Source organism: Nocardia sp. (genome assembly GCF_025465275.1).
In the GTDB taxonomy this organism is placed as follows: Bacteria; Actinomycetota; Actinomycetes; order Mycobacteriales; family Mycobacteriaceae; genus Nocardia.
In genome coordinates this window covers 23,363-30,475 of the sequence record NZ_JAODNK010000169.1, presented here as the reverse complement: position 1 = coordinate 30,475, position 7,113 = coordinate 23,363, and the positions used below count along the sequence as shown (strand labels likewise).

Here is a 7,113-nt window from a genome sequence, read left to right as displayed (position 1 = left end):
GTGTCGAGAGGGGGACTTGAACCCCCACGTCCCTAAGGACACTAGCACCTCAAGCTAGCGCGTCTGCCATTCCGCCACCCCGACCGGTGAACCTCGACAAGATTAGCCGAGCGCTCGCCGAAACCGGAAATCGGCTGGTACAGGCCGATTTCGGGCGGAATTACTTCTTGATGAAGATGCCGGCGATGTCGGCGTTCTTGATCGGGGTGTCAGCGTTGGACTGCACTTGGCACAGGGCTTGGACCGACGCCATGCTCAGGTCGACATTGGTGCCGGCGGGCTCGTTCTGATTGCCGGTCTGCTGCTTGATGAACTTGGTGATGGTGATGCGCTGGGTGTTCGCATCCTGCTTGAGGTAATCGGTGCACTTGGTGTCTCCGCCTTGGTTGACGGCTGTCTTGATTTCGCTACAGCCGGTCATCAGCGTGACGGCGAACGCAGCGGCGGCCACGCCGGCGGTCCATCGCATGGTCTTCATGAGCGTCACTGTAGATCGGCGCCCTCGATCGGCAATCCTGGCTCGACCCTGAGATCTCGCCATTCAAGTGTGATTTACGTCACAAACGTACCCACATTTCGGGGGTACGTGATGGCAATGTTGAAGGCATGTCTGCTGCTTCCGCCGAAACGATTCGGGTCCTCGGCGCCCGCGAGCACAACCTGCGCAACATCTCTCTCGAGATTCCCAAGAACAAGATCACCGTGTTCACCGGAGTGTCCGGATCCGGTAAGTCCTCCATCGTGTTCGACACCATCGCCGTCGAATCGCAGCGGCAGCTGTATGCCACTTTCCCGGCATTCATCCTCAACTTCCTGCCCCGGTACGAGCGCCCGCACGCCGAGGCCATCGAGAATCTGACCGCGCCGGTGATCATCGATCAGAAGGCGGTCGGGGGCGGGCCGCGCTCGACGGTCGGGACCATGACCGATATCTACGCGCTCATCCGCGCGCTGTTCGCGCGATTCGGGTCGCCGTCGACGGGACTGGTCTACGACTACTCCTTCAATACGCCGCAGGGCATGTGCACCGAATGCGACGGCCTCGGCATGACGATCACCGCAGACCCCGACAAACTCGTGGACCGGTCCAAATCGCTCAACGAAGGCGCGATCCTGCTGCCGGGATACGGTGTCGGCAGCGGAGATTGGCAGCTGTACGGCAACTCCGGGCGCTTCGACCTGGACAAGAAGCTCGCCGAATACACCGAGGCGGAATGGCACGATCTGCTGCACGGCAGTGGCGGCAAAGTGGAGCTTGCTTTCAACAAGGGGACCTGGAAGGCCAACTACGAGGGCCTGGCCGACAAATTCACGCGGTCGCGGGTCAAGCGCGACACCTCGGGGCTGTCGGAGAAGACGCGGGAACAGATACAGAAGTTCCTGCACGAGGGCGTGTGCCCGGCCTGCCATGGGGCGCGGCTCAATGAGAAGGCATTGGCCACCAAAATCAATGGGCGCAATATCGCCGAATGGACGGCGCTGCAGATCACCGATCTGATCGAGGTGCTGGACGAGGTGGCCGATCCGGCCGCACAGGGATTGGCTGAGGCCACCGGTGTCGCCTTGAGCCGGGTCGCCGATATCGGGCTCGGATATCTGAGCCTGGACCGGGCGACCTCGACGCTGTCCGGCGGCGAGGGCCAGCGCTTGAAGATGATCAAGCATCTGGGCAGCACGCTGGTCGGGATGACCTACATCTTCGACGAACCGAGCGTCGGACTGCATCCGCGCGATGTCGGGCGACTCAATCAGATGCTGGAAGCGCTGCGTGACAAGGGCAATACCGTGCTGGTGGTCGAGCACGATCCCGACGTCATCCAGATCGCCGACCACATTGTGGATGTCGGACCACGGGCAGGCACACACGGCGGCGAGATCATGTTCACCGGCAGCTTCGCCGAACTGCGGGCGGCGGACACGCTCACCGGACAGGGATTGCGGCGGACGTTCGCGGTGAAGGAGGCGTTCCGGCAGGCCGAGGGTGAACTGCGCATCGACGGGGCGACCGCACACAATCTGAAGGATGTCTCCGTCGGGATTCCGACAGGCATTCTCACCGCGATCACCGGTGTTGCCGGATCGGGCAAGAGCAGCCTCATTCGTGACGAATTCATGGCTCGGTACCCGGATTCGGTATTCGTCGACCAATCGGCCATCGGGGCTTCCTCACGATCGACACCCGCCACCTACCTCGGACTGATGGATCCCATTCGCAAGCTGTTCGCCAAGGCCACCGGGCAGCCCGCGGGCCTGTTCAGCTTCAATTCCGACGGTGCGTGCCAGGAGTGCGAGGGCCGTGGCGTGATCATCACCGAGGTCGCCTATATGGATCCGGTGACCACACACTGCGAATCCTGTGACGGGCGGCGGTTTTCCGAGCAGGTACTGGCACTCACGCTGCGCGGCAAGTCGATTGCCGATGTGCTGGAGCTTTCGGCCGAGGACGCCGTCGAATTCTTCACCGAAAAAGCACTGAATGCCAAGTTGCGCACCATGAATGAAGTCGGGCTCAACTATCTGAGCCTGGGGCAGGCGATGAGCACACTGTCCGGCGGTGAACGGCAGCGCATCAAACTGGCCACCCAATTGCAGCACAGCGGCACCGTGTACGTGCTCGACGAACCGACCACCGGGCTGCACATGTCCGATGTGGATACGCTGCTGCGGCTCATGGACGGGCTGGTGGAGCGCGGCAATACCGTCGTGGTGATCGAGCACAATCTGGATGTGGTCGCGCATGCCGACTGGGTGATCGACCTCGGGCCCGACGGTGGCAAGAACGGCGGCGAGATCGTGTTCACGGGCACGCCGGCGGAGCTGCTGCGGCATCCGGATTCACTGACCGGTGAGTACCTGAGGTTGTACCGGGAAGGGTCGGCGGTACGCGGCTGAGTCTGATTGCGGCCGTGGCGAATCCACCACGGCCGCACCGCATGCCAGTTGGCAGCCGCTGCCGGGTCCCGGAATTTCCCAGGGTCAGTGGCCTGATTCGGCAGTCATTGCCGCCCGCCAGATACGAGCCTCGAGCGCATTGCCGCGTCGTTCGAGCACCTCCGCGACCCCGGCCATGGCACGGACATCACCGTGGTTGGCGGCAAAGCGCCACCAGCGCTCGGCTTCATCCAGCTGGTCGTACCGCAGCAGCACCACGGCCAGGTCGTAGGCCGCTCCGGTATGCCCGGAATCGGCTGCCTGCCGCCACAATTGGCACGCCTGCAGTTCATCCCCGCGACCATGCATCGCGACACCCAGCTCGTAGAGCGCGCTGCCGTAGCGACCGGCGTCGGCGGGCGGAATCGGATCGGGCGGGGTGGGCGAGGTGACGAATTCGACGACCAGTTCGGTGAAATCGGGCGGGCCGACGCCGGTGCTGCAGTGCAGCACCAGACAGGAGCGCTCGCGGGTGATGAGCATGCCGTAGTTGCCCGACCAGGACACGATCGCATCGTGCTCGTCCACCCACACCGGGGTCAGCGAGAGTGCGGCATCCGTGCCCGTCGGGCACACCCGCAGGTCGATGCCCTCGGCCATGGCGTCACTCCAGACGTCAACCCCCCGCAACTGGCGGCCGTCGAGCAGCACGTGGCCGCCCTCCACGGCCAGTCCGATGCCGAGACCGTGCACACCGTGCCGCGGCTGCGCCGAGCGCAAAGTGAGCGTGACAGTGGTGGGGGAGATGCCCACCACCTCCGAATGCACCGGGTATACCTTCGCCCCGTGCCAGGTCAGCGGCTCGCCGCCGGCGTATCTGTCCGCGAGTGGCGGTTCGTTCGTCGCCCGCTCGGCGTCCTGATACAACCCGGTCATTCGCCCCGCCTTCCACCGGTGCTCCCTTGATGTCGCGGCCCACGGTAGTACCCCTCCCGGCCCGTGCGCCCGGTATTTGCCAGGTGTCCGCGCGAGCAAACTTCTGGACACCTGACCTGTGTTGCGAGACGCTTTCAGCAGGTCGCTCGACGTGTTGAGCCGAAACACGCGGTGTGTCGTACCGGTTGCGGGGCCGGTGTCATGTTTACTCGACGCCGACGTACCAGCGAACGAGTGAAAGGTAAGGACATATGGCTCTGCCCACAATGACCCCCGAACAACGCTCCGAGGCGCTGGCCAAAGCCGCCGCGGTTCGCAAGGCCCGCTCGGAGTTGATCGCGCAGGTCAAGCAGGGATCGGTCAGTCTGGCGGAGGTGCTCAAGCGCGCAGACAATGAGGACCTGGTCAAGAAGACGAAGGTGGCGGCCGTGATCAAGGCGCTTCCGGGCATCGGCCCCGTCAAGGCCGCGAAATTGATGGATGAGGCGGAAATCCCCGCCGACCGCCGTATCGGCGGACTGGGCTCTCGCCAGCGCGCTGCGCTGCTGGAGGCGTTGACAGCCTGATCTCGGAGGGTCGCCGGCCGGGTCGAACTTAGGCCCGGCGGCAACCGCTCCAGCACCACTACCAGCAAGAACGCGGATGAACCGGGACGATTTGGTCCAGCCGGGCTGATCCGATAACCTTGCTGAGCAACCCGGTCGGGGTGGCGGAATGGCAGACGCGCTAGCTTGAGGTGCTAGTGTCCTTAGGGACGTGGGGGTTCAAGTCCCCCTCTCGACACAGACTTGCGAAGGCCCCTGGCTGCCAGCCGGGGGCCTTCGCTACATTCCGTTCGCGGCCAGCCCTTCTGGGCTCGTGCGCAAGCCAATGGCAAGCGCTGCTGGAACTTTCGTGGAACAAAGACCGGCGCGGCCGATGGGTGGGGTCGACGATTGTGTCGGGCAACTGTCGGCAGTTACGACTTGGCCAGGTCGGCTGACCTGTGCCCGCTGACCTGTCGACTAGGCTTGCCAGGTGACTGTAGGGCCTAGCAGCTCCGACTCGCTCCCGGAAACACTCACGTGGGAGGAGTTTCTCGCGCTGCCCGATGAGATCGCACAGTGTGTGGAGGGGCTCGACCATGGTCGAGTGATCTGGGCGAGAACCGGTCCGCGCCGCAATCAGCGAGCCGCTGTGCGTCTGCGCAACGCGCTGGAGTCCGCCTGGGTAGATGCTTCGCGGGACTTGCCCGGTGAGTGCTTCGAGGCCGACGTCGAGCAACCGATCTTCTTCAGCGGCAAGAACGACTTTCTCAAACCAGACTTCATCTTGTACCGCTGCCTTCCCCTCGACGAGCAGGACGTTCCTGCTGCGGCCGTGGTTATCGCGGGCGAGGTGTTGTCGCCGTCGAACTCGGTGCAGGACATGAACCGGAAGACCCTGCGATACGCCGAATCTGGAATCCCGTGGTACTGGGAGGTCGAGCCGGGCGAACAGACGATAACCATTCGGATCAATGCCCTGCTGCCCGCGCCCGAACACCGGCCCGCCGGCGTCACGCCGCTACGGGCGTATCACTACGAACCGGTGGCTTTTTGGGAAGGTGACCGTGATTTCGCCTATCACCTGCCCTTCCCGTTCACCATTTCGGCTGAAAGTCTTGCGTACTGACGCACAGATCTACCCACCGATCGGTTAGTCCGCGCGATTTCGCATCGAATTTGGCATCATGCGGGACCTGTCGGTCAAAGTGGAATCTGACGGACGCCGTGGGCAATTGGTATTCCGCTGACCTGCCTGCGCCGCGCAACCCTGCAATACCTCAGCGATCGCGAACTTCGACCGACTGATCTCGCTCGACGACGTGACCTACATCCTCGGGCCCAACGGCTCGGGGAAAACCGCTGTCCTGGAAGGACTATCACGACTGTTCAGCCCACTCCCCAGCCAGCGCGACATCCGCGTGCAGGACTTCCACCTCCCCTCGGGCGCCTCAGCCGCCGAAGTACATCGGGCAGAGCCGATACTGTGGCTTGAGGCCGACATCGAGATCCCCGAGGCCGGAACCAAAGGTGTGCACGCCTCTGTCCCACCGAGCTTCGCGCACATGGCCATCGACTCCGCCGACGCAGTACCCCGCATACGAGTCAGACTCACCGCGACTCTGGCCGCCGACGGCAAGATCGACGAAAAGATCGAATACATCCTGCGGGTCAACGACGCCGACGAACCACTAGATCGCGCCGATATGTCGCGCTACGACCGCGCAAACATCGAGGTCTACTATCTGCCAGCGCGCCGCGATCCCAGCGACCACATCGCCTACACCACCGCCTCACTGCTTGCACGCACACTACGTGCGGCCGACTGGGAAACCGAACGCGAGACACTGAAAGATCTGACAACGAGGATTACCGAAACCCTCGCCGCCAACAGCGCGGTAAAAGGCGTCGGGGTCCAACTCGGTCAGCAATGGTCCAGCCTGTACCGGGGAGCGTTCTACAACGATCCCTCGATCTCCTTCGGGCGCGGTGAACTCGAAGGTGTCCTGCGCCAACTCACCGTAGCGTTCACGCCCTCGCACGAGGCTGAGCCACTGCCGTTCGACCGTCTCAGCGACGGGCAGAAATCGCTGCTGTACATCTCCATGGTCCTGGCCTGGCAAGCACTGGCCCAGCGCGTGCTCAACGGCACCGAATCTTCATTGGACCCCAATCGGCTCCGTCCACCTGTGCATACGGTCGTCGCGGTCGAAGAACCCGAGAACAGCCTCGCACCGCACTACCTCGGACGCATCCTGCGCCAGCTCCGCAACACCTGCTCCAGCGGCGATGCCCAGGCGGTGATCGCGACCCACGCTGCGACTCTCCTGCGACGCGTAGACCCCGAACAGATCCGCTTCCTGCGCCTGAACCCCTTGCGCGAGACGACAATACGCCGGATCGTGCTACCCAAGGACGATCAGGCCGCGGCCAAATACGTGCGCGAAGCCGTCGAAGCGTATCCAGAGCTGTACTTCTCTCGACTGGTCGTGCTCGGCGAAGGCGACAGCGAACAAGTCGTCCTACCGCGCGTACTAGCCGCAGCAGGGAAGGCTTGGAATTCGACAAGGTCGTGGTGCTGGGTGTCGAGCAGGACATGTTCCGGGGCGGTGAAGCGATGTCGGAGTTTTTCGTCGCCATCTCCCGCGCCAAACGTGAGCTGCTCTTGACACACACAGACTGGAGAGCTCACCCCAACGAGCCGGTTGCGCACTGGAAAGCGGATAGGACCGTCCACGCCCGGTTCCTGGCCTTTGCCGACGAACACTGAGCATCCCGATCA

At 63.4% G+C, this 7,113-nt stretch carries 6 protein-coding genes and 2 tRNA genes; 5 read left to right on the top strand and 3 right to left on the bottom strand.

Features of this window, described 5'->3' with window-relative positions; all coding sequences use genetic code 11:
- Position 1 precedes the first annotated feature (1 nt).
- Positions 2-84 (bottom strand) — tRNA-Leu (locus JWN03_RS35245).
- Between the two features lie 76 nt (positions 85-160).
- Positions 161-478, bottom strand: coding sequence for a hypothetical protein (locus JWN03_RS35240; protein WP_297624315.1), 318 nt, complete (start codon positions 476-478; stop codon positions 161-163).
- Positions 479-606: 128 nt separating this feature from the next.
- Between JWN03_RS35240 and JWN03_RS35235 the strand changes: the two genes are divergently transcribed.
- Positions 607-2,892 carry an excinuclease ABC subunit UvrA gene (locus JWN03_RS35235; protein WP_297624312.1) on the top strand — a complete coding sequence of 762 codons (2,286 nt, stop codon included), beginning with the start codon at positions 607-609 and terminating at the stop codon, positions 2,890-2,892.
- An 84-nt stretch (positions 2,893-2,976) separates the two neighbouring features.
- Here JWN03_RS35235 and JWN03_RS35230 read toward each other — a convergent pair whose 3' ends face one another.
- A complete protein-coding gene (locus tag JWN03_RS35230) occupies positions 2,977-3,807 on the bottom strand; it encodes a hypothetical protein (protein WP_297624309.1) in 831 nt (276 codons plus the stop codon).
- A gap of 251 nt (positions 3,808-4,058) precedes the next feature.
- On the opposite strand from JWN03_RS35230, the gene mihF reads away from it, so the two are divergent.
- The 4 genes from mihF to JWN03_RS35210 all read left to right on the top strand — a co-directional run bounded on the left by mihF (position 4,059) and on the right by JWN03_RS35210 (position 7,000).
- Positions 4,059-4,373, top strand: coding sequence for an integration host factor, actinobacterial type (mihF, locus tag JWN03_RS35225; RefSeq protein WP_297624306.1), 315 nt, complete (start codon positions 4,059-4,061; stop codon positions 4,371-4,373).
- Positions 4,374-4,507: 134 nt separating this feature from the next.
- A tRNA-Leu gene (locus JWN03_RS35220) sits at positions 4,508-4,590 on the top strand.
- A 234-nt stretch (positions 4,591-4,824) separates the two neighbouring features.
- Positions 4,825-5,460, top strand: a complete 636-nt coding sequence (locus tag JWN03_RS35215; RefSeq protein ID WP_297624304.1) for a Uma2 family endonuclease — start codon at positions 4,825-4,827, stop codon at positions 5,458-5,460.
- A 193-nt stretch (positions 5,461-5,653) separates the two neighbouring features.
- Positions 5,654-7,000 carry an ATP-dependent nuclease gene (locus tag JWN03_RS35210; protein WP_297624301.1) on the top strand — a complete coding sequence of 449 codons (1,347 nt, stop codon included), beginning with the start codon at positions 5,654-5,656 and terminating at the stop codon, positions 6,998-7,000.
- The last annotated feature ends 113 nt before the right edge of the window (positions 7,001-7,113 follow it).